General features: G+C 72.5%; 17 protein-coding genes and 1 pseudogene. 7 read left to right on the forward strand and 11 right to left on the reverse strand.

What is annotated here, in order from left to right; all coding sequences use genetic code 11:
• Window positions 1-92 precede the first annotated feature (92 nt).
• A complete protein-coding gene (locus tag ABZ452_RS17560) occupies window positions 93-1,175 on the forward strand; it encodes a Glu/Leu/Phe/Val dehydrogenase (protein ID WP_357943785.1) in 1,083 nt (360 codons plus the stop codon).
• A gap of 303 nt (window positions 1,176-1,478) precedes the next feature.
• On the forward strand, window positions 1,479-1,697 hold the full coding sequence (locus tag ABZ452_RS17565; RefSeq protein ID WP_091315761.1) for a DUF3073 domain-containing protein: 219 nt from the start codon (window positions 1,479-1,481) through the stop codon (window positions 1,695-1,697).
• 146 nt (window positions 1,698-1,843) lie between these two features.
• Here ABZ452_RS17565 and amcA read toward each other — a convergent pair whose 3' ends face one another.
• The 5 genes from amcA to ABZ452_RS17590 all read right to left on the reverse strand — a co-directional run bounded on the left by amcA (window position 1,844) and on the right by ABZ452_RS17590 (window position 6,549).
• Complete coding sequence (gene amcA / locus ABZ452_RS17570; RefSeq protein ID WP_151461157.1) at window positions 1,844-2,080, reverse strand: multiple cyclophane-containing RiPP AmcA; 237 nt, start codon at window positions 2,078-2,080, stop codon at window positions 1,844-1,846.
• Entirely contained in the window at window positions 2,049-3,152 is a 1,104-nt protein-coding gene (amcB, locus tag ABZ452_RS17575) for a cyclophane-forming radical SAM peptide maturase AmcB (RefSeq protein WP_357944563.1), read from the reverse strand. Before amcB ends, amcA begins: the two co-directional genes overlap by 32 nt.
• A 123-nt stretch (window positions 3,153-3,275) precedes the next feature.
• A complete protein-coding gene (gene purM, locus ABZ452_RS17580) occupies window positions 3,276-4,430 on the reverse strand; it encodes a phosphoribosylformylglycinamidine cyclo-ligase (protein WP_357943787.1) in 1,155 nt (384 codons plus the stop codon).
• A 58-nt stretch (window positions 4,431-4,488) separates the two neighbouring features.
• Window positions 4,489-6,054 (reverse strand): amidophosphoribosyltransferase, encoded by a 1,566-nt coding sequence (purF, locus tag ABZ452_RS17585; protein ID WP_357943789.1) that lies wholly within the window; start codon window positions 6,052-6,054, stop codon window positions 4,489-4,491.
• Between the two features lie 171 nt (window positions 6,055-6,225).
• Window positions 6,226-6,549, reverse strand: coding sequence for a sterol carrier family protein (locus tag ABZ452_RS17590; RefSeq protein ID WP_357944565.1), 324 nt, complete (start codon window positions 6,547-6,549; stop codon window positions 6,226-6,228).
• A gap of 188 nt (window positions 6,550-6,737) precedes the next feature.
• Between ABZ452_RS17590 and ABZ452_RS17595 the strand changes: the two genes are divergently transcribed.
• On the forward strand, window positions 6,738-8,813 hold the full coding sequence (locus ABZ452_RS17595) for a carboxypeptidase-like regulatory domain-containing protein (RefSeq protein WP_357943791.1): 2,076 nt from the start codon (window positions 6,738-6,740) through the stop codon (window positions 8,811-8,813).
• A 265-nt stretch (window positions 8,814-9,078) separates the two neighbouring features.
• Here the strand turns inward: ABZ452_RS17595 and ABZ452_RS17600 are convergent, their stop codons facing one another.
• From ABZ452_RS17600 to purS, 4 genes and pseudogenes are all read right to left on the reverse strand, one after another.
• Window positions 9,079-9,828 carry a 2-phosphosulfolactate phosphatase gene (locus tag ABZ452_RS17600; RefSeq protein ID WP_357943793.1) on the reverse strand — a complete coding sequence of 250 codons (750 nt, stop codon included), beginning with the start codon at window positions 9,826-9,828 and terminating at the stop codon, window positions 9,079-9,081.
• 352 nt (window positions 9,829-10,180) lie between these two features.
• Window positions 10,181-12,706 (reverse strand): annotated as a pseudogene (gene purL / locus ABZ452_RS17605) (phosphoribosylformylglycinamidine synthase subunit PurL); the annotation flags it as partial.
• Window positions 12,707-12,773: 67 nt separating this feature from the next.
• Entirely contained in the window at window positions 12,774-13,457 is a 684-nt protein-coding gene (gene purQ / locus ABZ452_RS17610; RefSeq protein WP_357943795.1) for a phosphoribosylformylglycinamidine synthase subunit PurQ, read from the reverse strand.
• Window positions 13,454-13,717, reverse strand: a complete 264-nt coding sequence (gene purS, locus ABZ452_RS17615; protein ID WP_030332194.1) for a phosphoribosylformylglycinamidine synthase subunit PurS — start codon at window positions 13,715-13,717, stop codon at window positions 13,454-13,456. The genes purQ and purS overlap by 4 nt, the downstream gene beginning before the upstream one ends.
• Before the next feature lie 401 nt (window positions 13,718-14,118).
• On the opposite strand from purS, the gene ABZ452_RS17620 reads away from it, so the two are divergent.
• Together ABZ452_RS17620 and ABZ452_RS17625 are read left to right on the forward strand one after the other, a co-directional pair.
• Window positions 14,119-14,802, forward strand: coding sequence for a DUF1986 domain-containing protein (locus tag ABZ452_RS17620; protein WP_357943797.1), 684 nt, complete (start codon window positions 14,119-14,121; stop codon window positions 14,800-14,802).
• Window positions 14,803-14,813: 11 nt separating this feature from the next.
• Complete coding sequence (locus tag ABZ452_RS17625; protein WP_357943799.1) at window positions 14,814-15,392, forward strand: YbjQ family protein; 579 nt, start codon at window positions 14,814-14,816, stop codon at window positions 15,390-15,392.
• 7 nt (window positions 15,393-15,399) lie between these two features.
• On the opposite strand, the gene purB is transcribed toward ABZ452_RS17625, so the two are convergent.
• Window positions 15,400-16,821, reverse strand: a complete 1,422-nt coding sequence (gene purB, locus ABZ452_RS17630; RefSeq protein WP_357943801.1) for an adenylosuccinate lyase — start codon at window positions 16,819-16,821, stop codon at window positions 15,400-15,402.
• 255 nt (window positions 16,822-17,076) lie between these two features.
• On the opposite strand from purB, the gene ABZ452_RS17635 reads away from it, so the two are divergent.
• Complete coding sequence (locus ABZ452_RS17635; RefSeq protein WP_357943803.1) at window positions 17,077-19,269, forward strand: PKD domain-containing protein; 2,193 nt, start codon at window positions 17,077-17,079, stop codon at window positions 19,267-19,269.
• A gap of 162 nt (window positions 19,270-19,431) precedes the next feature.
• Entirely contained in the window at window positions 19,432-21,744 is a 2,313-nt protein-coding gene (locus ABZ452_RS17640; protein WP_357943805.1) for a PKD domain-containing protein, read from the forward strand.
• A 58-nt stretch (window positions 21,745-21,802) separates the two neighbouring features.
• Here the strand turns inward: ABZ452_RS17640 and ABZ452_RS17645 are convergent, their stop codons facing one another.
• The gene (locus ABZ452_RS17645) at window positions 21,803-23,095 is read right to left on the reverse strand and encodes an acetyl-CoA C-acetyltransferase (protein WP_357943807.1); all 1,293 of its coding nucleotides are present in this window, start codon (window positions 23,093-23,095) and stop codon (window positions 21,803-21,805) included.
• Window positions 23,096-23,149: the final 54 nt, after the last annotated feature.

Raw genomic sequence — 23,149 nt, forward strand, 5'->3', positions numbered from 1 at the left:
CGATATTAGGCTCAGCAGCACCGGCACCATCCCGCCGGCGTGCCAACAGGGTCCGCGCCCCACAAGGGCGCACACCGACACAGGAGTCAGCCATGGGCGTATTCGCCAGCACCGACGACCCGGGATCGACCGGTCACGAACAGGTCGTGTTCTGCCAGGACAAGCAGTCCGGGCTGAAGGCGATCATCGGGATCTACTCCACCGCGCTGGGCCCCGCGCTCGGCGGCACCCGGTTCTACCCGTACGCCAGCGAGTCCGATGCCCTCGCCGACGTGCTCGACCTCTCCCGGGGCATGGCGTACAAGAACGCCCTGGCCGGCCTCGACCTGGGCGGCGGCAAGGCGGTCATCTGGGGTGACCCGGACCAGATCAAGAGCGAGGCGCTGCTGCGGGCCTACGGCCGCTTCGTGGAGTCCCTGGCCGGCCGCTACTACACCGCCTGCGACGTCGGCACCTACGTCGCCGACATGGACGTGATCGCGCGGGAGACGAGCTACGTCACCGGGCGCAGCGTGGAGCACGGCGGCGCCGGCGACTCCTCGGTCCTGACCGCCTGGGGCGTCTTCCAGGGCATGCGGGCCGCCGCCGAGCACGTCTGGGGCAGCCCGACGCTGGCCGGCAAGCGGGTCGGCGTGGCCGGCCTGGGCAAGGTCGGCAAGTACCTCACCGGCCACCTGCTGGAGGACGGGGCTGAGGTCGTGGCGACCGACGTCAACCCGAAGGCCCTGGAGTGGGTGCGCACCACCCACCCGCAGGTCACGCTGGTCGACGACACCGCGGCGCTGGTCGCCTCCGACATCGACGTGTACGCCCCGTGCGCCCTGGGCGGCGCCCTGAACGACGACACCGTGCCGGTGCTGCGCGCGAAGGTGGTCGCCGGGGCGGCCAACAACCAGCTCGCCCACGCGGGCATCGAGAAGGTCCTCGCCGACCGGGGCATCCTCTACGCCCCGGACTACGTCGTGAACGCCGGCGGCGTGATCCAGGTCGCCGACGAGATCGAGGGCTTCAACTTCGAGCGCGCCAAGCTGCGGGCCACCCGGATCTTCGACACCACCCGCGAGATCCTGCGACTCGCCGACGACGAGGGCGTCCCCCCGGCGGTGGCCGCGGACCGGCTCGCCGAGCGCCGGATGGCCGAGGTCGGCCGGCTGCGCACCATCCACCTGCGCTGAACGTCACCCGGGGGCGGGCCACCGGCCCCGCCCCCGGTCCGCCCGCGCTGCGGGTACCAGCGTTAAGCTGGACGTTGGGGTGCTTCGTGCCGATTTGACCGCTGTCACGGCCGGTCCCGGTGTCCGCTCCTTACCGGGTACACTTTGTGACGGCCGGCTCACTGCGACGCGCAGGGCCGGTTGACGGTAACCCGAGGTGCCGAACGGTGGCATCCCCATGTACCGTAAGAGCCACGAGAGATGCCTGACGTCATCGGGGCCCGCCTTCGGGCTGCCCCGCATTCTGTGCGAGGGGGTCGAGCCATGGGGCGCGGCCGTGCTAAGGCCAAGCAGACGAAGGTGGCGCGGGAGTTGAAGTACCACTCCCCGAACACCGACCTCACCGCCTTGCAGCGCGAGTTGGCGGGTGCTGGTGGGAAGTCTGAGCAGCACTTCGACGACGACTACAAAGAGTATGTCGACGACGATGATGAGGATCACGCGGACGACGACCCGGACACCTGGGTCCGTCCGACCCGCTGACCTCCGGTCGCATCTGAGCACGCGGTGACTCCCCGCGTGCTCACGCATGTGCCCTTCCGAAGCGGCGCACCGACGATCAGGGGCCACGCCGTCGTCCCGGAGCTGATCCGGCCGACCGGCGGGCCCCTGATCGCGGACGCGTGCCCTCAGCGGGGCCGGTTGTTCCAGTTGTAGAACGTCGGGATGTTCTCGAAGTGGTTCCAGGCGCACACCGCGCTGGCACCGTCGCCGCCCGACACCTCCGCCCGCAGCAGGCGCGCGGCCTCGGCCTCGTGGAGCAGTGCGGTCAGTCCGCCGGCGGCTTCCCGCACCCGGTCCGCGACCGGATCGGGCTCGGCTCCTCCGACGCGCTCAGGCTGCCGGTGACTCGTGGTCTCGGGCATGCTCCAACACTCCCTCCAGTAGGCGGATCTTGCTGTTGCGGCAGTGCTCGGTCTCCGTACCGTCAAAACGCCCCAGCTCGAAGTAGCGGTTGGCCGCGTGGCCACCGCCGCAGAAGCCGAAGTAGGGGCAGGACGACCGGCACGCCTCCACGCCGGTGAGGAACTCGCCCACCCAGGGTGTCCGCCCGGCACCGGCCAGGATCTCGGCCAGCGGGGTGCTCAGCACGTTGCCGCTGCTGAAGTCGCCGTAGCGCGGGTCGGTGAAGCCGGCCAGCTCCGGGGAGAGCACCACCACCGAGCCGTCCTGGGCGACCGTGGGGATCGGGTCGAGCCGGCGGGGCAGCAGGTCGTCCGCCGTGCCGGCCAGGACGGCGCCGGCGTAGCGCAGCGACCACTCGACCTCGCGCAGGTGGATCCGGGGATCCCGGCGCCAGGCGCCCACCAGCTCCGCCCAGAACCCGGTCACGGCGGCCGCGTCCCGGGCGTTCGTGCGGGTGTTCACGCCCTCGGTCTCCTCGATGTTGATCCCCAGCACGTCACAGCCGAGGTCGAGGAAGTAGTCGTAGAGCTCCGTGGCCAGCCCCGGCTCCGGCCGGGAGACCACCGCGAGCGCGGAGAACGGCAGCCCGTGCCGGCGCAGCGCCGCCACACCGGCCAGGATCCGGTCGTACGCCGGACGCCCGCCCCGGGTGACCCGCTCGCCGTTGCGGTCCCGGGGGCCGTCCACGCTCACGCTGACCCGGATCCCGTGCTCGGCGAAGAACGCGCACCAGGCGTCGTCGATCAGCGTGGCGTTCGTCTGGACGTGGTGCTCCACCTCCGGCCCGAACGGGGCCAGCAGGGCCGCCAGATGTTCCCGGCCGGCCGCGAGCGGCTCCCCGCCGTGCCAGACCACCGAGAAGCGCCCGGCGGCCGCCCAGGGGTTCACCGCCGCCGCCACCGCCTCGGCGACCGGCACGGGCATCCGCCGGTCCACCGCCCGCATCGGCAGGTAGCAGTAGACGCAGTCGAGATTGCAGAGCGTGGTCGGCTGCATCACCACGTACGAGGGGACGGCGGCGATGCCCCGCATTCCGGTGTGCGTACGCGCAGCCATCACCCCTCCCCCGTTAGCCTGAACTGCCCTTCAGGCTAGGCGGCGGTGGCTACTCGGGTGAACCCCCGATCAGGTGCCTGGATGATCACCGGAGAGTGATCACCCGCGGGTGTGCTGCCCGATCATCTGCACGTTGCCCGAGCCCTCGATGATTTCGCCGGCCTGCCAGGCGTCGACGCCACGGCCGGTCAGGGTGGCCAGCGCGCGGTCGGCGTCCTCGGCGGAGACGATGGCGAACATGCCGACGCCCATGTTGAACGTCGACTCCATCTCCGGGTCCTCGATCCGGCCCTTGGACTGGATCAGGTCGAAGATCGGCTGCGGCTTCCAGGTGGAGCGGTTGACCACCGCGTCGACGTGCTCGGGCAGGATCCGGACCAGGTTGCCCGGGATGCCGCCGCCGGTGACGTGGGCCAGCGACCGCACCTCGGCCTCGGCGATCAGCTTGAGGCAGTCCTGCGCGTAGATCTTGGTGGGGGTCAGCAGCTCCTCGCCGAGGGTGCGCTGCCGGCCGAAGTCCTCGATCACCACGTCGAGCCGCATCCGCGCGGCGCCCAGCAGCACGTGCCGGACCAGCGAGTAGCCGTTGGAGTGCAGGCCGGAGGAGCGCATCGCGATCACGACGTCGCCCACCTCGACCCGCTCCGAGCTGAGGATGTCGCTCTCCTCGACCACGCCGACGCCGGTGGCGGAGATGTCGTACTCGTCGGGGCGCAGCACGCCCGGGTGCTCGGCGGTCTCGCCGCCCAGCAGGGCGCAGCCGGCGTAGCGGCAGCCGTCGGCGATGCCCGCGCCGATCTCGGCGACCTTGTCCGGCACGACCTCGCCGGTGGCGATGTAGTCGAGCAGGAAGAGCGGCTCGGCGCCGCACGCCACCAGGTCGTCGACGACCATGGCGACCAGGTCGATGCCGACCGTGTCGTGGATGTCGAGCTGCTGGGCGATCACCAGCTTGGTGCCCACGCCGTCGGTGGAGGAGGCCAGGATCGGGTTCTTGTACTTCTTCGTGTCCAGCCGGAACAGGCCGGCGAAACCGCCCAGGTCGCCCATGACCTCCGGGCGGCGGGTCTGCCGGACCTTGGACTTCAGCAGCTCGACAGCGCGGTCGCCCGCGTCGATCGACACCCCGGCGTCGGCGTACGAGACCGAGCGTTTGCGCTGCGTACGGCCGGTCCCCGCCGACCAGGGCTGGCGGTCGCCGCCGGCGCCCGTCGGGCTGGATCCTGCGCCGCTGCGCTCGGACACGTGGGTCACGGTTCTCCCCTTTGTGGTTCCCGCGGGCCGGCCGGAGGGCCGCCCCGCGTCGGTGGTGCTACGGGCGGTGGGTGGCTGCGCCGCCCGGAGTGGCGGCCGACGGCGTCAGACGCGCCGAGCTGAAGTTGTCGTCGAGTGGGGCGGTGGGCTCGGACGCCTCGGCGGCGACCCGGCGGCCCACTCCTTCGAGCACGTGTTTGCCGATCAGGTTCCCGGCCGGCAGCTCGATCGGGTATTCCCCGTCGAAGCACGCCCGGCAGAGCCGCGTCTTCGGCTGCTCGGTCGCGGCGATGAGACCGGAAAGCGAGACGTAGCCCAGCGTGTCGGCCCCGATCGACCGCCGGATGCCCTCGTTGTCCAGCCCGTTGGCCAGCAGCTCGGCCCGCGTGGCGAAGTCGATCCCGTAGAAGCAGGGCCAGTTGACCGGCGGGGACGAGATCCGGACATGGACCTCCAGCGCCCCCGCCTCGCGCAGCATCCGCACGATGGCCCGCTGGGTGTTGCCCCGGACGATCGAGTCGTCCACCACCACGAGGCGCTTGCCGCGCACGTTCTCCCGCAGCGGGTTGAGCTTGAGCCGGATGCCGAGCTGGCGCAGGGTCTGCGACGGCTGGATGAAGGTGCGCCCGACGTACGGGTTCTTCATCAGGCCCTGGCCGTAGGTGATGCCGGACTCCTCGGCGTAGCCGATCGCCGCCGGGGTGCCCGACTCCGGCACCGGGATGACCAGGTCGGCTTCGACCGGGTGCTCCTTGGCGAGCTGGCGGCCGATCTGCACCCGGGCGGACTGCACGTTCCGCCCGGCGATGGTGGCGTCCGGGCGGGCGATGTACACGTACTCGAAGAGGCAGCCCTTGGGCTCCGGCGCGGCGAACCGGCTGGACCGCAGCCCGTCCTCGTCGATGGCGATCAGCTCGCCGGGCTCCACCTCGCGGACCACGCTCGCGCCGACGATGTCCAGCGCCGCGGTCTCGCTCGCCACCACCCAGCCGCGCTCCAGCCGGCCGAGCACCAGCGGGCGGACCCCGTGCGGATCACGCGCCGCGTAGAGGGTCGACTCGTCCATGAAGACGAAGCTGAACGCGCCGCGCAGCTGGGGCAGCACCTCCAGGGCGGCCGCCTCGACGGAGAGGTCGGGGCGGCTGGCCAGCAGCATGGTGACCAGCGACGTGTCGTTGGTCGAGCCGTCGGAGTCGAGGCCGCGATCGGCCACCTCACGCTGCAGCTCGGCCGTGTTGACCAGGTTGCCGTTGTGAGCCAGCGCGATCGTGGTGCCGGAGGTGGTGGCCCGGATCGTCGGCTGGGCGTTCTCCCAGGTCGACCCGCCGGTGGTCGAGTAGCGCGCGTGCCCGATCGCCACGTGCCCGCGCAGGCTCGCCAGGGTCGGCTCGTCGAAGACCTGGGCGACCAGGCCGAGATCCTTGTAGACCACCACGCCCGACCCGTCGCTCACCGCGATGCCCGCGGCCTCCTGGCCGCGGTGCTGGAGGGCGTAGAGCCCGAAGTAGGTCAGGTTCGCAACCTCTTCCCCCGGCGCCCAGACACCGAAGACGCCGCACGCGTCCTGGGGGCCGGGTCGCTGGGGATCAAGGTCGTGGCTCAGCCGGCCATCGCCTCGGGGCACCTGCCGCTCCCTCTTGCTGGGGTCTGGACTGGCCTGGCGGAGGTCGGGGGGCAAGCTCCGCACCGTGGGCCGGGGACCGTCGTCAGCCTCACAGTGTACGCGAACAGCGGTCGACACCGACAGTCACGAGCTGCCCGCTGAGTGTGATCGTGCGCCGCCCCGTCGCCGCAGCTAGAGCGGAAGGTGCTCGGAGAGGTCCGCCCGGATACCGGACACCCGTACGCGACCCTCGGTGACGGCCTCGGCCCACCCGAGGCGGCCGGTGGCCAGCTCCAGCCAGGTTGCCGGGTCCATTTCCACCACATTCGGGGGCGTTCCACGGGTGTGTCGCGGCCCCGCCACGCACTGCACCGCGCCGTAGGGTGGAACCCGCACCTCCACCGATCGGCCGGGGGCGCGCTCCGCGAGGGTGGCCAAGAGGGTACGGACCGCCTCCCGGTACACCGGCCGATCGGGCGTACGCCCCTCATCCAGCGCCGTCAACGTCGCCGCCACGGCGGCCGAATAAGTGTGCGGAGAGGACACGACGGGACGATACGACCCCGCGGCAACGCGCTCGACGCTGGCCCTGGGTAGAGATAGCCCGGCCAGACAAGGCATAGTTGCCGACGGCGTATTCGTACCGTGAGTGATCACCCGGCCGGACCGGCCGGCGGGGAGATCAGACCCGGAAGGCGGTGGACGTGTCAACACACCGACGTGCCTGGAAGCAGCGGGCCGGTGTGGTCGTGGCGCTGGTCTTCGGCGCGCTGCTCGCCGTCCCCGCCACATCGGCCTCGGCCGCCAAGATCAGCACCGCCGACAACTCGGTCACGATCGACGCCGGCAGGAGCAGCACCGTCAACGTGGTGGTGCGGCCGGACGCCGGCGAGACGTCCGCGGACATCGACGTGACCGGCCTGCCCGACGGAGTCACCTGCGGGGGCTGCGGGCCGATCGACTTCGGCGGCATCCCGGCGCCGAAGCCGGTGACCCTGACGCTGTCGGCCGCCGCCACCGCGCCGGCGGCCAACAGCGCCCCGGCGAAGATCACGGTCACCGGGGACAATCCCCGCAACCTCCGCGTCACAGTCCGGGCCGCCGCGCCTCCGACCCCGGATCAGCCGCAGACGGTCAAGTCCATCTCCGGCAAGGTCGTCATCGCGGACAACGGCGATCCCGTCGAGAACGCTCTCGTCATGCTCCGGGACAGCCGGGGCACGCAGCGACAGACGAACACGGACGGCAGCGGCAACTTCAAGTTCACCGGTTCCGCGTCGGACCCGATCGCGCCGGGCCGGATCGACCTGGGCGCCACCAAGGGTGGCGCCGACCCCGGCACCAAGTCGATCAACGCGGCGGCCGGCCAGTCGGTGACCGGTGTGCGGATCAGCGTGCCGATCAAGGTGTCGGCCTCGCCGAGCCCCAGCGCGTCGGCCAGTGAAGAGGTCCTGCCGAGCGACGAGGCGACCGACGAGGCGACCGACGAGGCGGCCAGCGAGACTCCCGCCGCCCAGCAGCCGGCCGCCAACGAGGACTCGGGCGGCTTCGGCTCGTGGCTGCTGATCCTGCTCGGCGGTCTCTTCGTCGCCGTCGGCGTGGGCACCATCGTGCTGCTCTACATGCGGCGCAAGAACGAGGACGGCGACGCCGACGGTGACGGCCTGAACGGACCGACCGGGCCCGGTGGCCCGGCGGGAGCGGCCGGCGCCGTGCCGGGTGCCCGGGGCGCCTACCGGGGTGCGGACGACCAGACCCGGGTCGTGAACGGCATGGGCGCCGGGGCGGCACCGACCATGGTCGGCGGCGCCTCGCTCAGCGACGCGCCGACCATGATGCACCGCCCGGTCGTGGACGACGTCCCGCCGGACCCGTACGGCGCGCCCCCCGGGCCCTCGTACGGCGTCGGGGCGGGGCAGCCCGGCTACGGCGGCTACGGCGATGAGCCTCCCGGCCCGGGCGGCTACGGCGGCAACAACGGCTACGGCAACGCCCCCTCCTCGGGCGGCGGCTACGGCACGGCGCCGTCCTCGGGCGGCGGCTACGGCACCCCCGACTACGGCGCCGGTGCCGCCGGCTACCCGCCCGCGCAGGGCGGCGGCTACGGCAACGAGCGCTACGACGAGCCCACCGGCCGCTACACGGGTGACAGCACCCAGTACGCGCCGCCGGCCGACCCGTACCCGACCAGCACCTACCAGCCCGAGCAGGGCCGGGGCTACGACCAGCCCGGCCAGGGCCAGTACGGCCGCGGCGGGGAGCAGGGCGCCTACGGCTCCGGCTCCGGCTCCGGCTCCGGCGGCTACGGCGCCCCGGCCGGCGGTTACGACAACGGTCCGGCGGGCGGTTACGACAGCGGCGCGGCGGGCGGTTACGACAACGGCCCGAGCGGTGGCTACGACAGCGGCCAGACCGGCGGCTACGACAACCGTCAGGGCGGCTACGACGGTCGCCAGCAGGGCGGATACGACGCCGGCCAGCAGGGCGGCGCGTACGACGGCGGCCAGCAGGGCGGCTACGACGGTTACGACCAGCGCGGCGGCTACGGCGGCGGCGACGGTTACGGCCAGCCCCAGCAGGGCGGATACGGCCAGCAGGGCGGATACGGCCAGGAGCAGCCGCCGCAGCAGCGCGGCGGTGGCTACGACAGCCAGGGCTACGACCAGGGCGGCCAGGGCGGCCAGGGCGGCTACTACGCCGACCCGGCCGAGGCCGGCCGGGGCCGATCCGACGCCCCGCAGGACCGCAGCGGTCGCCGCCTGGACTGGCTGGACGACTGACGGCCGGGGCGCGAGCGCCCCACCGAGCACGACGAGAGTGGCCGCCCGGCTGATCCGGGCGGCCACTTCACGTTGGCGGCGACGCCACGGGCGACCCATCGGGCCGGCGCTGAGTCGTTTACGTCATCAACCTCGTAGCCGCGCTGAACGGCTTCACGCAGGTGGGGACGCCACGGCGGACGCACCGGGCCGCCGCTGAGTCGTTCACGTCATCAACCTCGTAGCCGCGCTGAACGACACGCCGGCCCGACCGGACGGCGCCAGGTCAGGCGGCGGCGAAGTAGCCGTGGCGCAGCACCGGCACCACGTCGGAGACGTCGAGTTCGACGGCGACGGCCACGTCCTCGGCGAAGCCGCCCTCGACGAGCTCCCGTCCGGAGACGCAGCCCCGCACGGCGGCCGGCACGTCGGGCGTGCTGGCCAGGGCTGCCAGGGCCATGGCCGCCTCCACCGAGAGCCCGCCGGGGACCCCGGAAAGGGCGTCCAGCACGCTGGCCGCCCCGAGCTGGTCCTCCACGCCGGGGCGCAGCGACCCGTCCGGCCAGCGTTCACCGGCGGCCACCACACCCACGGGGGCGTCGGTCGAGCCGTACCCCTGGGCCAGGAGCCAGCGCCCGACGGCGGGCGCGTTGCGCAGGCACGCCGCGACCACCGGCACGCCCGTGGCGCTCGCGGCGGCGCTGATGGCCGAACCGTTCGGCGACGGCAGCACCAGGTCGGCGACGACCGGGGCGGTCCGCAGCGCCGCCGGGGAGAGCGACCACGGATGCTCCGGGGTCGTCTTCCGGCGGCCCACCGCCGCGACGGCTCCGACCCGGCGGGCGTAGTCGGCGGCCTGCTCGCCCCAGGGGAACGGGTGCACCCGCATGCCGCGGCTCACCGCCACCTCCACGGCGGTGGTGAACGAGAGCACGTCCACCACCACCAGGGCGGCGCAGACCCGGCCGAGTTCCGCGGCCCCGCTCAGCCCCCAGTCGAACCGGGCGCCGGCGCCGGGTTGAGCGAAGACGGCCAAGGCCAGGGCCTCAGCGCTGATCCGGGGCGGGGCGCTGGTCCGGGTCAGCGGTAGCCGTCGCGGAGCCGTCCGGGCCGGCCGTCGCCTCGGGAGCGTCGGTCGAGGCGTCGGCCTCGCCCGCCGGAGACTCAACCTCGTCCGTGGCGGCCTCGTCGGCCAGGGCCTCGCTCACCCCGGCCTTGTCGGCCTGCGCCTCGCTCGCCGCAGCCTCGTCGGCCAGGGTCTCGTTCACCGCAGCCTCGTCGGCCAGGGTCCCGTTCGCCGCAGCCTCGTCCGCCAGGGTCTCGTTCGCCGCAGGGGCGTCGTCGGCCGCCGGGGCGTCCGCCACGTCCGTGGAGGCGGCCGCCTCCGACTCGGTCTCCACCGGGGCGACGCCGGCCTGCGCTATCGGCTCGGCGGCGACCTCGGCCGGGTCGACGCCGATCGGCTGCTCGGCGGTGGCCGGCAGGACGGTGGTGGTCCCGGTGCGGGTGGCCTCCACCTCGACCCGGGCCGCCTCCGCGCCGCCGAAGAGGCGCGGCAGGGTGCCGGTGTGCGCCTCGCGCAGCTCGTCGAGGCCGATCCGGAACTGGCCGTGCACCTCCAGGGCCCCGCCGGCCGGGTCGGTGACCCCGATGAACTCCCACGGGACGCCACGCTCGGCGCAGAGGGCGGTGAACGCCTTCTCGTGCCCGCGCGGCACCGACACCAGCACGCGGCCGGCGGACTCGCTGAACAGGAAGACGAACGGCATCGAGCCGCCGGCGAAGTGCTCCGGCAGCACCACCCGGGCGCCGACACCGCGCCGCAGGCTGGACTCGACCAGGCTCTGGGCGAGTCCCCCGTCGGAGAGGTCGTGCGCGGAGCTGAGATGCCCGACCCGGGCCGCCTCGGCGAGCAGCTCGGCGAGCTGCCGCTCACGGGCCAGGTCGACCTGCGGCGGGATGCCGCCCAGGTGCTCGTGGGTCACCCAGGCCCACTCCGACCCGGAGAGCTCGACGTGCGTCTCGCCCAGCAGGAAGAGCTGGTCGTGGTCGCCGGCCGGCCGCGGCACGAAGCCCATCGGCACCCGGTCCGCCACGTTGTCCAGGATGCCCAGCACGCCGACCACGGGGGTCGGGTGGATGGCCGCCGCGCCGGTCTGGTTGTAGAAGCTGACGTTGCCCCCGGTCACCGGGATGCCCAGCTCCAGGCAGCCGTCCGCCAGGCCGCGCACGGCCTCGGCGAACTGCCACATGACGCCCGGGTCCTCCGGCGAGCCGAAGTTGAGGCAGTTGGTCACGGCGATCGGCTTCGCGCCGGTCACCGCCACGTTCCGGTACGCCTCGGCCAGCGCGAGCTTCGTCCCGTGGTACGGGTCGAGGCGGGCGTAGCGGCCGTTGCCATCGACGGAGAGGGCGACGCCCAGGCCGGTCCGCTCGTCGATCCGGATGACGCCGGAGTCCTCCGGCTGGGCGAGCACGGTGTTGCCCAGCACGTACCGGTCGTACTGCTCGGTGACCCAGGTCTTGTCGGCCAGGTTCGGCGACGCGATCATTCGGAGCAGGGTCTCCCGGAGCGCGTCCGGGTCGCTCGGCCGGGGCAGCGTCTCGGCCCGGTCGGCCTGGAGCAGGATCAGGTCGGCCGGCTCGCGCATGGGGCGGGCGTAGACGGGCCCGTCGTCGACCAGCGAGCCCGGCGGCACGTCCACCACCATCTGGTCACGCCAGGTGATGAGCAGGCGGCCCGGCTGGCCGTCCGGCGACGGCGCGGTGACCTCACCGATGGCGGTGGCGAGCACGCCCCACTTCTCGGCGGTCTTGAGCACCGCGTCCAGCTTGTCCGGCGCGACCACCAGCAGCATCCGCTCCTGGGACTCGCTGGCCAGGATCTCGTGCGGCTCCATCGACGGCTCGCGCAGCGGCACCCGCTCCAGCCAGACGCGCATGCCGGTGCCGGCCGCGGCGGCCGTCTCGGTGAGCGCGCAGGTCAGGCCGGCGCCGCCGAGGTCCTGGATGCCGACGACCAGCTCGGCGTCGTACAGCTCGAGGCAGGCCTCGATGAGCAGCTTCTCGATGAACGGGTCGCCCACCTGCACGGCCGGGCGACGCTGCTCGCTGCCCTCGTCGAAGGTGGCGCTGGCCAGCACCGACACGCCGCCGATGCCGTCCCGGCCGGTCTTGGCGCCCATCAGCACCACGACGTTGCCCGGCCCGGCCGCGGCCTTGTTCTGCAACCGGGACACCGGCAGCACGCCGAGGCAGAGCGCGTTGAGCAGCGGGTTGCCCTGGTAGCTGGGATCGAAGACGAGCTCGCCGCCGATGTTGGGCAGGCCCAGGCAGTTGCCGTAGCCGCCGACGCCGGCCACCACGCCGGGGAGCACCCGGGCGGTGTCCGGGTGGTCGGCCGCGCCGAAGCGCAGCGGGTCCATCACGGCGACCGGGCGGGCGCCCATGGCGAGGATGTCCCGGACGATGCCGCCGACACCGGTCGCCGCGCCCTGGTACGGCTCGACGAAGCTCGGGTGGTTGTGCGACTCGACCTTGAAGGTCACCGCCAGTTCGTCGGAGACCTGGACGACACCGGCGTTCTCGCCGATGCCGGCCAGCAGCCGGTCGCTGGGCGGGGCCTTCTCGCCGAACTGGCGCAGGTGCACCTTGCTCGACTTGTAGGAGCAGTGCTCGCTCCACATGATCGAGTACATGGCCAGCTCGGCCTGGGTGGGCCGGCGGCCGAGGATGTGCCGGATCCGGTCGTACTCGTCGTCGCGGAGGCCCAGCTCGGCGTACGGCTGGAGCTCTTCGGGGGTGCCGGCGGCGCGCGGCACGGTGTCCAGGCCGAGGGCCCAGTCGTCGGCGGGGCCGGCCTGCGGCACCACGCCCGGCGTCTCCCGCAGGGCCGGGTCCGGATGGGTGGTCATGACCTCTCCTCGCTGCGCTCGCCGCCGTGGCGGCGGGTGAGCCGACCGATGATCGCGCCGCGCACGCTCACGCCGGGGCCCCCACCAGGTGCTTCAGCACCGAGGTGAAGAAGCCGAGACCGTCCAGCGAGGGGCCGGTGAGCGCCTCCACCGCGTGCTCGGGATGCGGCATGATGCCGACCACGTTGCCGGCCTCGTTGGTGATCGCGGCGATGTCGCGCTGCGATCCGTTGGGGTTGCCGCCGACGTAGCGGGCGACCACGCGGCCCTCGGCCTCCAGCCGGTCCAGCGTCGCCGGGTCGGCGACGTAGCAGCCCTCGCCGTTCTTGACCGGGACGAGCACCTCCTGGCCGGGCTGGAACGCGTTCGTCCAGGCGGTGCCGACGGCCTCGATCCGGAGGACCTGGTCGCGGTTGCGGAAGTGCAGGTGCTGGTTGCGGGTGAGCGCGCCGGGCAGCAGGTGGGCCTCGCAGAGGATCTGGAAGCCGTTGCAGATGCCGAGCACCGGCAGGCCGCCGCGGGCGGCGTCGACGATCGAGCCCATCACGGGGGCGAACCGGGCGATCGCGCCGCAGCGCAGGTAGTCACCGTAGGAGAAGCCACCGGGCAGGACCACGGCGTCCACGCCGTGCAGGTCCGGGTCGTCGTGCCACAGCCGGACCGGTTCGGCGCCGGCGATCCGGACGGCCCGGGCCGCGTCCCCGTCGTCGAGCGAACCGGGGAAGGTCACCACACCGACCCGCGCGGTCACGAGCGGGCGTCCGCGGTCTCGTCGGCCTCGACCAGGCGGACGGTGAAGTCCTCGATGACCGGGTTGGCGAGCAGCTTGTCGGCGATCTCCCGGGCCCGGTCCAGGTCCGGTTCACCGGTGAACTCGATCTCGATCCGCCTGCCGATCCGGACCGAGGCGACGTCGCTGACGCCGAGCCGGGGCAGCGCGTTTGCGACGGCCTGGCCCTGAGGATCGAGGATCTCGGGCTTGAGCATGACGTCGACGACGACGCGAGGCACGGGGCACTCCTGACTGTGTACGCAGTTGGGTGCCGGCCCACAACGGGCGAGCGCAGCCAGCCTACCTGGCAGAGGCCGTCCCGCCCGCACCGGCCGGTGCCGGCTCAGGCAGTGATCGGCGTAACCGGCCGCCCCGACGGAGGGCCGATACGCGTTCGTTGCGGCGTCGATATGAATTCGTTGCCGGGCACCGCGGCCGGAGTCCGGTGGCAGGGCTTTCACCAGGCATTCTGCCGCGTACGCCGCGCGGCGGGACCGGTTTCCGACAGCCGGCCCCCGGCAGGCGCCGCAGCCGGGACGTCGATCGGTCGATTTCGATCGAGGTCTTGTGACGAGCAAGGATCGACCCTTAGCATTCATCGTCAGATGTCGATGCCTTCAGTGCAGAAGGAGTACCCCGCATGCGTCTCCGTCCCCTGCTCGCCGTGCTCACCACCACCCTCGCCGGCGTGCTCGCCACCGCCTCCGGCGCCACCGCCGCACCGGCCGGCCCGCAGCCGATCATCGGCGGCAGCACCGTCTCGTCCGCCCCGTGGGCCGCCGCCGTGTTCAGCAACGGCTCGTTCACCTGTTCCGGCAGCGTGATCGCGTCCCAGTGGGTGCTCACCGCCCGGCACTGCGTCAGCGGCACGATGTCGGTCCGGGTCGGCAGCGTCTACCGCGCCTCGGGCGGCGTCACCCGCACGGTGAGCGCCTCCTACACCCGCAACGACCTGGCCCTGCTGCGCCTCTCCAGCGCGGTGAGCACCTCCACCGTGACGCTGGCCAGCAGCAACCCGCCGGTCGGCTCGACCAATTCGATCTACGGGTGGGGCATGACCTGCTACAGCGGCTGCAGCGCCTCCAGCCAGCTCAAGACCGCCAACGTGCAGGTGACCAGCACCAACGCCACGGACGCCTACGGCGGCCAGGCGATCCGCAGCACCCGGATCAACGGCAACGCCTGGCGGGGTGACTCGGGCGGCCCGCAGTTCTACAACGGCCGGCAGGTCGGCGTCGCCTCCACCGCCGACGGCTCCAGCATCCAGAACTACGGCAGTGTCGCGTACAACCGGGCCTGGATCACCTCGACGGCCGGTGTCTGACGGTTAGCGCCGTGCGGCGCGGATCGGTCGGTGGCACCCCGACCGTCCGCGCCGCGCCGTTTTGCAGCATCCGATCAGGTGAACACGGCTCACGAACCGGCCGCCCGATGGCTGACAGCATCGGAACCGTGCTGGTCGTGACGACGGATCAACTGCCCGGCTACGAGATCCGCCAGATCCTCGGCGAAGTGGTCTCCTCGATGGCGCGGACCCGCAACCCGTACCGCGAAGGGGTCAAGAACCTGCGCGGTGGCGCCTACGACCCGATGGCGCCGGACAACCTCACCCGCTGGCGGACCGACTCGGTGGCCCGGCTCGGCGAGGAGGCCATGCGGCTCGGCGCGAACGCCGTGATCGGCATGCGCTTCGACAGCCGGGACTGCGGCGAGATGTGGATGGAGATCTGCGCGTACGGGACGGCGGTGATCGTCGTACCCAAGACGCCCGACGTCATGCCGCCGGATCAGCCGATGATCGCGGCCGAGACCGCCCACGAGCCGGAGATCGCCACCGCGCCCGGCGGCATCGCCGAACCGGCCAGCGCCCCCAACCTCGGGACCGCCGGCGAAACCCCCACCCCGGGGTCCTGACTCCGGATCAGAGGATGGGGGGCGGCGAGTAGGCGGCCGCTTCGGGGTGGGCCTCGACGATCCTGGTGATGCGCGCGGTCACCCGGTCGACCTGGGCGCCGGCGGCACCGACGAAGGCGTTGCGGTCGGCGACCAGGGCGTCGATCTCGGCCCGGCTCAGGCCCAGCCGGCCGTCGGCGGCGAGCCGGTCGAAGAGGTCGTTCTCGGCCGCGCCCTTCTCCCGCATGGCCAGCGCCACGGCGACCGCGTGCTCCTTGATCACCTCGTGTGCGGCCTCCCGGCCCACGCCCCGCCGGACCGCCGCGACCAGGATCTTGGTGGTCGCCAGGAAGGGCAGGAAGCGCTCCAGCTCCCGGTTGATCACCGCCGGGTACGGCCCGAACTCGTCCAGCACGGTGAGGAAGGTCTGGAACAGCCCGTCGGCGGCGAAGAAGGCGTCCGGCAGGGCCACCCGGCGGACGACCGAGCAGGAGACGTCCCCCTCGTTCCACTGGTCGCCGGCCAGCTCGCCGACCATCGACAGGTAGCCCCGGATGATCACCGCGAAGCCGTTCACCCGCTCCGACGAGCGGGTGTTCATCTTGTGCGGCATGGCGCTGGAGCCGACCTGACCGGGCTTGAAGCCCTCGGTGACCAACTCCTGGCCGACCATCAGCCGGATGGTGGTGGCCAGCGACGACGGCGCGGCGGCCACCTGCGCCAGCGCGGAGAGCACGTCGAAGTCCAGCGAACGCGGGTAGACCTGGCCGACGCTGTCCAGCACCCGGGCGAAACCCAGATGCTCGGCGACCCGGCGCTCCAGCTCGGCCACCCGGCCGGCGTCGCCGTCGAAGAGGTCGAGCTGGTCGGCAGCGGTGCCCACCGGCCCCTTGATGCCCCGCAGCGGGTACCGCTCGATCAGGTCCGTCAGCCGCTCGTACGCGATGAGCAGCTCCTCGGCGGCGGACGCGAAGCGCTTGCCGAGCGTGGTGGCCTGCGCGGCGACGTTGTGCGACCGGCCCGTCATCACCAGGCCCGAGTACTCGTTGGCGTGCCAGGCGAGCCGGGCCAGGGTGGCGACCACCCGGTCCCGGATCAGCTCCAGCGAGGCCCGGATCTGGAGCTGCTCGACGTTCTCGGTGAGGTCCCGGGAGGTCATCCCCTTGTGCACGTGCTCGTGCCCGGCGCGGGCGCTGAACTCCTCGATCCGGGCCTTCACGTCGTGCCGGGTGACCCGTTCGCGTTCCGCGATCGAGGCCAGGTCGACGTCGTCGACCGCCCGCTCGTACGCCTCGACCACCCCGTCCGGCACCGGCACGCCGAGGTCCCGCTGGGCCTTCAGCACGGCGAGCCAGAGCCGCCGCTCCATGCGTACCTTCTCCTCCGGCGACCAGAGGGCCACCAGCTCGGGGGAGGCGTAACGGTTGGCGAGCACGTTCGGGATCGTCACGGCCCCATTCTCCCGTACCCGCCGGCCAGCGCTCCGGCCGGCCCACGAGCCGGATCCGGCGGGCGGGGGCGGCCGGTGCGGGCTTGGCGGTAGACGCACATGCGAGGTTTGTGCCATTTCCGCCCTGTCGGGTCCGGTCGTCCACCTCCAAGACCGCCGCCCGATATGCCACTCGGGTCAGCGGGACACCCGCCGGTGGGCAAAGATCACTGACCCTTCCTGGGTCCCCCCTTCCTCCTCGAACCGAGGATCAACATGCGCAAAACTCTTCTCGCCGGCCTCGCCACAGCCGCGCTGACCAGTGGTTCACTCCTGGCCCTCGCCGCACCCGCACAGGCCGCGGACGGGACGACCCTCTACGTCCGACCAACGGTCACCACCTGCTCCGACGCCGGGCCCGGCACCTACGACCAGCCGTTCTGCACGATCGGCGCCGCCGCGTCGGTCGTCTCCGCGGGGCAGACCGTAGAGATCAGCGGCGGCGTCTACCGGGAGCACGTCACCCTCACCCGGTCCGGCACGCCGGACGCGCCCATCGTCTTCCGGGGCGGTCCCTCCTACTCGCAGCTGATCGGCGGGGCGGGCGGGATCACCATCGACGGCCAGCACGACATCAGGATCGAACGGATCCAGGTCCCCGGCGCGGCCGACGGCCCCGCACTCGACATCCGCAACGCCGCCCGCATCACGGTCGACGGCGGCGGCTACTCCTTGACGAGCGGTGCGACCGGGACGGTCGTGCGCCTCTCCGGTGTCACCGACTCGGTCCTGAGCCACTTCTTCGTCTCCGGCAGTTCGCTCACCACGGGCGTGTCGCTCGACGACGCCACGTCCGGCGTACTCATGTCGTCGATGAACGTCACCGGCAACCCGATCGACCCCATCGAGCAGAGCGTCGGGATCCGGGTCGAGGGCTCCGGCAACACGATCGTCGGCGGCTCCCTCGGTCGCTTCACCGGAGCCGCCGTCAGTGTCGCGCCGAGCGCGCGCGGGACGACGGTGGTGAACAACGACATCGGCGAAGGGCTCGGCTACGGCGTCCACAACGCCGGCGCCACCGGCACGGCGATCACCAACAACACCGTCACGGACCGCTGCCTCGGGGGCGTCCGCGTCGACGCCGGCTCCACCGGCGTCTCGGTGCAGAACAACCGGCTCGTCAAGAACCCCAATCACAGCTGCCCGTCGCCGCCGGGACACGGCGCGCAGATCGCCGTCGACGGCGGCGCCACCGCCGACACGGTGGTCGACTACAACCTCATCGACCGGTACACCCCCGGGTCGTCGACGATCTACGCCTGGAACGGCGCCCCGATGGGCCTGGCGGCGTTCCGCGCCGCCTCCGGCCAGGCGGCCCACGACCTGGACACCCCGGGCCCGACGGGCGGCTACGACTCGGCGAACTCGGCCGCTCCGGGCTTCCTGACGACCGACCGGTTCGGCACGGCCCGGGTGGACGACCCGGCGGTGCCGAACACCGGCGCCGGGCCTCAGCCCTACGCCGACCGGGGGGCGGTCGAGACCGTCCGCGGCCCGGACACCCGGTTCGCCCTCACGCCGGACCTCGACACGGGCTCGGTCACCGTCGACGCCTCCACCACCGTGCCGGGGGTCGCGCCGATCGCCACCTACCGGTTCGACTTCGGCGACGGCACCGTCGTCACCCAGGACACGCCGGTCGCCACGCACCGGTACGCCACCCGGAACACGTACAGCGTCTCGGTCCGGGTCACCGGCACGGACGGCCGCAAGGACGACACGACGCACGGGGTGAGCGTGCTGCCCCGCACCGGCACCGTCGGCCTGCTCACCACGTCCGCCCTCCGGTACGTCGCCCAGATGGCCAACGTGCCGTGGCCCGCGCTCGGCGCGGACCGGCCGGATCTCGGCCCGGCCGCCCAGCTCGACCTGGTCGATGCCGGCGACGGCAAGGTGGCCCTGTTCCTGCGTTCGGCCGGCCGGTACGTCACCGCCGACACGGCCGGGCTGGCCGCGCTGACCTACGAGACCGTGGTGGTCGGCGACACCGAGCGGTTCACCCTGATCCGCAACGCGGACGGGACGGTCAGCCTGAAGTCCCTCGCCAGCGGCAAGTACGTGACCGCGACCGCGAACGCGACGACGCCGCTGGTGGCCAACGGCAAGACCGTCGGCGCCGAGCAGAAGTTCTACCGGGTCGACGTCGCCAACGCGGGACGCACCCTGAAGGCGGGCGCCAACGGCCGCTTCGTCACCGCGGACAGCGCCAGTGTCAAGCCGCTGATCGCCAGCGGCACCAGCGCCGGCGCCGCGCAGCGGTTCGACGTGCTCGACCTCGGCGGCGGCAAGGTGGCGCTCCTGGCCTGGGCCAACCGGCTGATCGTCACCGCGGACGGCGCCGGCGCCAAGCCGCTGATCGCCAACCGCACCTCGATCGGCCCCTGGGAGAAGTTCACCCTCGGCGGCTGAACCACCGAACCACGACCGACGCCCGCCCGGCCGCGACCACCGGGCGGGCGTCGCCGTGACCTCCGCCCGAAATGCCGACCGGGGCAGCGGGGACACGTCCCGATAGGTGAGGATCGGCCCCAGCCCGTCCGGGTTTCCATTCCTCCCCCACCGAGGACGCACATGCGCAATTCCTCAGTCGCCGGGCTCACCGCACTCGCGCTGACCGGCGGATCCCTGCTGTCCTTCACCACCCCGGCCCAGGCGGCCGACGCGACGGTTCTCTACGTCCGCCAGACGTCGACCGCCTGCTCCGACACCGGGGCCGGCACCCTCGCCCAGCCCTACTGCTCCATCGCTCCGGCCGTCGCGCAGGTCACCGCCGGCCAGACCGTGGACGTCGGTCAGGGCTCCTACCCGGAGCGCATCACGATCGCCAGCTCAGGCACGCCGGACCAGCCGGTCACCATCCTCAACAGCGCCGGCTCGGCCGCCACCCTCAGCGGGCCGAGCGCCGGTTTCGTCGTCGACGGCAAGCACGACATCGTGCTCCAGAACCTCCGGGTCAGCAATGCCGTCGACGTGCCCGCCCTCGACCTGCGAGACGCCTCGGGGATCACGATCCAGGGCGGCTACTACGCCATGGCGGCCACCGGCACCACGCCGGCCGTACGGCTCAGCGGTGTGACCCGGTCGGCCGTGAAGCAGGCGAACGTCAAGGGCAGCAGCCTCGTCGGCGGGTTGGCGCTGGACGCCGCCACAACCGGTGTCGAGGTCCGGTCCGCGATCGTGACGAGCATCGCGAACGAGAGCAGCGCGGACCACGGTGCCGGCATCCAGGTCGACGGCCCGGACAACAGCATCCTGAACAGCAACGTCTTCGGCTTCGCCGCCGCGGGGATCGCACTCGGCCCGGACGCGGCCGGCACACAGGTCGTCAACAACCAGCTGTCCGGCGGCGGTGGCTTCGGGCTTCTCAACCACGGGGCCACCCGCACGGCGATCACCAACAACACCATCCAGTACCACTGCCTCGACGGCATCCGGGTGGACGCGGCATCGACCGGCGTCTCCGTGCAGAACAACGTGCTGACCGGCAACGGCCAGAACGACGAACTCAACTGCGACCCGGCGAACGCCCCCACCGCCGAGATCGGGCTCTACGACGACGCGGGCCAGCAGACGGTGGTCGACTACAACAACACCTCCCACGGCTTCATGCCGTCCGGGACGAACTACTCCTTGAACGGCACGCGGATGGGCCTGGCGGCGTTCCGGAGCGCGTCGGGGCAGGCCGCCCACGACAAGGAGGGCACCACCATCAAAGACCGGGAGGACTCGGCGAACTCCGCGGCGCCCGCCTACCCGGCCACCGACAAGACCGGGGCTGCCCGGGCCGACAACCCGGCGGTACCCAACACCGGCGCCGGCCCGGTCACCTACGCCGACCGAGGTGCCACCGAAACCCTCGGCAACCCGACGGCGGCACTCGACGCGGCGCTCGACCTCGGCGCGGCCTCGGTCACCCTCGACGCCTCGGCCTCCACCCCCGGCTACGTCCCGATCACCTCGTACGTCTTCAACTTCGGGGACGGCACGGTGGTCACCCAGGGCACGCCGGTCGCCTCACACACCTACGCGGCCACCGGCACGTACCAGGTGTCGGTGACGGTGTCCGGCAGCGACGACCGGGTCGCCACCAGCGCGCAGAACGTCAGCGTGCTGCGGCGTACCGGCACCATCGGGCTGCTCTCGTTTTACAACCTGCGGTACACGGCCTCGGCGACCGCCGGGCAGGGCGTGGTGGCCGACCAGCTCACGCTGGGCACTGCCGGCCAGCTCGACCTCGCGGACGCCGGCAACGGCAAGGTCGCCCTCTTCTCCCGGGCCACCCACCGCTACCTCGGCAACATCGGCTCGGTCCTCCCGCTCAGAACGGACGTCACCGCGAATGAGACGTTCGACCTGCTGCGCAACTCCGACGGCACGGTCAGCCTGCGGAACGGCGACACCTACGTGGGCACCCCGTCGGGCACCGCGCCGCTGACCGTGACCGCCACCACGATCGGCACCCGGGAGAAGTTCTACCGGGTGAACGTCGCCGACGCCGACCGCTCGTTCAAGGCCGGCGCCAACGGCAGGTACGTCACCGCGGAGAACGGTGGCGCCAACCCGCTGATCGCCAACCGGACCACAGTCGGCCCGTGGGAGCGGTTCGACCTGGCCGACCTCGGCAACGGGCAGATCGGTGTGTTCGCCCACGCGAACAACCGCTTCGTCTGCGCGGACAACGGCGGCCTCAACCCGCTCATCGCCAACCGGCTCAGCGCCGGCGCCTGGGAGAAGTTCACCCTGGTTCGCAACACCGACGGCACGGTCAGTCTCAAGGCGACAGTCAACAGCCGCTACGTCACCGCGGACAGCGGCGGCGCCAAGCCGCTGATCGCCAACCGCACCTCGATCGGCCCCTGGGAGAAGTTCACCCTCGGCGGCTGACCGGAACGCAGGACGCCCGCCCGGATCCACCGATCCGGGCGGGCGTCGCCGTTCGAGGTCAGCGCTCCAGGATCGCGGTCACGCCCTGTCCGCCGGCCGCGCAGATGGAGATGAGCCCGCGCCCGCTCCCCTTCTGGTCGAGGAGCTTGGCCAGGGTCGCCACGATCCGGCCGCCGGTGGCCGCGAACGGGTGCCCGGCGGCGAGCGAGGAGCCGTTGACGTTGAGCTTGTCCCGGTCGATCGACCCGAGCGGCGCGTCCAGGCCGAGCCGCTCCTTGCAGAACTCCGGCGACTCCCAGGCGGCCAGGGTGGCCAGCACCTGCGAGGCGAACGCCTCGTGGATCTCGTAGTAGTCGAAATCCTGCAGGGTCAGCCCGGCCCGGGCCAGCATCCGGGGCACCGCGTACGCGGGGGCCATCAGCAGGCCCTCGTCGCCGTGCACGAAGTCGACCGCCGCCGTCTCGGACCAGGAGAACCAGGCCAGCACCGGCAGGTGGTGCTCACGCGCCCACTCCTCCGACGCGAGCAGCACGGTGGACGCCCCGTCGGTGAGCGGCGAGGAGTTGCCGGCCGTCATGGTGGCCTGCTCCGCGTCCGGACCCTTGGCTCCGAACACCGGCTTCAGCGAGCCGAGCTTCTCCAGGCTGGTGTCCGGGCGGAGGTTCTGGTCGCGGGTGAGCCCCAGGTAGGGGGTCATGAGGTCGTCGAAGAACCCCTTCTCGTACGCGGCGGCGAGCCGCTGGTGCGAGCGGAGCGCCAACTCGTCCTGGGCCTGCCGGTCGACGTTCCAGTGCAGCGCGGTCTTCGCGGCGTGGTCGCCCATCGACAGCCCGGTACGCGGTTCGGCGTTGCGCGGGATCTCCGGCTTGAACGGCTGGAGCGGCCGGAGCTTGGCGGCGATCTTCAGCCGCTCGCCGAGGGTCCGGGCGGAGTTGAGCTGGATCAGGGTCCGGCGCAGGTCCTCGTTGACGGCGAGCGGCGCGTCGGAGGTGGTGTCGACGCCACCGGCGATGCCGACCTCGATCTGCCCGAGGGCGATCTTGTTGGCGACCAGGATGGCGGCCTCCAGCCCGGTGCCGCAGGCCTGCTGGATGTCGTACGCCGGGGTGTGCGGGTCGAGCCGGGAGCCGAGCACCACCTCGCGGGTGAGGTTGAAGTCCCGGGAGTGCTTGAGCACGGCGCCCGCCACCACCTCGCCGACCCGCTGCCCGGCCAGCCCGAACCGGGCGACCAGCCCGTCCAGCGCCGCACCGAGCATGTCCGCGTTGGACGCGTGCGCGTAGCGCGAGTTGGAGCGGGCGAAGGGGATGCGGTTGCCGCCGATCACCGCGACTCGCCGGACACTCTGCACGATCGGCCTCCTCGAAGCTGTTGCCCGAACCCTACTCGCCAGTAGGCTACGCCT

This window comes from Micromonospora sp. NPDC005707 (assembly GCF_040631005.1).
GTDB lineage: Bacteria > Actinomycetota > Actinomycetes > Mycobacteriales > Micromonosporaceae > Micromonospora.